Here is a 1,791-nt window from a genome sequence, read left to right on the forward strand (position 1 = left end):
GTCGCCGAACGTCAGTTGCATGGATGATTCCTCAACACGAGGCGAGTAGTGTCGCGCATCTGCCGTGCTTTGTTCAGAGGTTCCCTAGCACTCTTTTATCTGCACGACCGAAGCAGGAAAATCGGACCTCGCATCGGCCCGTCTACTTATACAGCCGGTTGGCGGACGTTTATACCCTTAATTCAACAGGCACGAAGGCTGTACCAGCAGCTAAATCCTCGGTACAGGGGGCATCTGCCGGAGTGAATGGGGAGTATGAATTTGCTCCAAGCGTACTGGACTATGGCCGAAGAAATAACTTTTTTGGTGCCGAAAATGTCTTCAACTGAAGTAGGAATGGACCAATTTCGCGCATAATGCCCCCTAGGAGTTGGGGGTGGTTCAGGCCTCCGGCGTTTGTGGATATGAACGGGGGAAGTGTGACTAAGGTCAAGACAAAGGCACCAGCGCGTGCGTCTCGTACATTGTTGGCGAAGGTGATTGGGTTCAAGTTGAGAGGGCGGAAGAAATGGAGTACTCCGCGGATAGATGCTGTGCTGCGGGAGGTTTTATCAAAGACCCCCACTATAGCTGGGCGCCACGTTCCCGATCCAAGTAGTGGACTTAACGGGCAGCGATGCGCATTTATAAATCGGGCCACAGACTACGGTGTGGGAGGCGTGATGTTTGAGGTATGCACTTATTTGCAGGGACATATTCCGGAATCATTGATTCCAGATCTCACCCAGCGAGAGGCAGATATCAGCGTTGTTGAAATTAAGGATGCTGATGGCAACAAAGGCGAAATCGTTCATAGCTTCCGCTGCTTGGTACTCGGCCAGGTTATGGTCATGGAGCGGGTACGAGGTGTCCCGGGCGCAGCCAGCATAGTGCAGACACTTCTAACTCAATTGTTTCGGCGCCATACTGCTGACAAAACTTACCCTGCTCTGGTGTTGGTGGATATTGTTGCAGCGGAATTGCGCGCAATGATTCGCGCCAAGGGTGGCATACATCGCATTACGGCTAGGTTGGCTGTGGATGCGCCTGCCGTAGAAAGTCGCTATGGTGGCTTGCTTTCTGGGATACGATCTCAAGTTGCGGCCGCTTCTGCCTGTGCTGTTACATGGGAAGCAGCCGGCACGCTAGATGAAGATCAGGCCGTACAAATCTTGGAAGAGGCAGAGGATGAAACGCTTTCTGCAGTTACCCTTCATTTCAAATACGGCGGTAGCATTTCAGATCTTAGTACATATAGGGAGCGCTCAGATATAACAGTTCAGTTGCTGTCGGACGGCCGCGTCGCTGTTAACGAAGTAGAGGCAGAGATGCGTGATTATCTTCATCGCCTTTGCACCGGAGAAGCCATCGACTCAATTCGGGAAGATGGCACAGTCACACGCATTAAGACTATTGGGAAAAAGAAGACATGAGCATCAAGGACTGGTTGGTTCTAGACGAAGTACAGAGCGCTACATCGGCTGGAACAAACCTAGTTTCGGTGGCTAGTCGAACTTCTCATTTCTGGTTGAAACAGTTCTTAGGCTTCATTGTTCCGTTTGCTACTGGTACAGCAGCCAGCTTGCTAATAGTTGACGCGATTATTAAGCCATCTCAGGCTCAGTCGCTGAAGGAGGTTATTGTTGGAATCCTTACCTTTGTTTCGGTTCTTGCCGGCTTCATGGTGACACTGATGCTTTTCACAGGTCGGACTGATAGCGCTAAGGAAGGTCTGAATAACGATGCCTGAGAGTGCGGAATGTCCGCATCGTTCCGGAGAGTCTCGTTTGGATCTTCGGAGTTTCGCCATTT

The 1,791-nt window shown here is 50.9% G+C and carries 3 protein-coding genes; all 3 read left to right on the forward strand.

Annotated elements, in window-relative coordinates; genetic code table 11:
* A partial coding sequence (locus XdyCFBP7245_RS24365) for a hypothetical protein (RefSeq protein ID WP_211287777.1) occupies positions 1 to 329 on the forward strand: 329 nt, incomplete at its 5' end.
* Between the two features lie 333 nt (positions 330 to 662).
* Positions 663 to 1,412, forward strand: a complete 750-nt coding sequence (locus XdyCFBP7245_RS23980) for a hypothetical protein (protein ID WP_146091735.1) — start codon at positions 663 to 665, stop codon at positions 1,410 to 1,412.
* Positions 1,409 to 1,729, forward strand: coding sequence for a hypothetical protein (locus XdyCFBP7245_RS23350; protein WP_104617714.1), 321 nt, complete (start codon positions 1,409 to 1,411; stop codon positions 1,727 to 1,729). The genes XdyCFBP7245_RS23980 and XdyCFBP7245_RS23350 overlap by 4 nt, the downstream gene beginning before the upstream one ends.
* The last annotated feature ends 62 nt before the right edge of the window (positions 1,730 to 1,791 follow it).

The sequence above is a fragment of the Xanthomonas dyei genome, assembly GCF_002939865.1.
Taxonomy (GTDB): Bacteria; Pseudomonadota; Gammaproteobacteria; order Xanthomonadales; family Xanthomonadaceae; genus Xanthomonas; species Xanthomonas dyei.

Excerpts from the sequence above, each read along its gene's own strand:
- XdyCFBP7245_RS23980 (WP_146091735.1), top strand. The coding sequence starts at position 663 with ATGTTTGAGGTATGCACTTATTTGCAGGGACATATTCCGGAATCATTG.
- XdyCFBP7245_RS23350 (WP_104617714.1), top strand. The coding sequence starts at position 1,409 with ATGAGCATCAAGGACTGGTTGGTTCTAGACGAAGTACAGAGCGCTACA.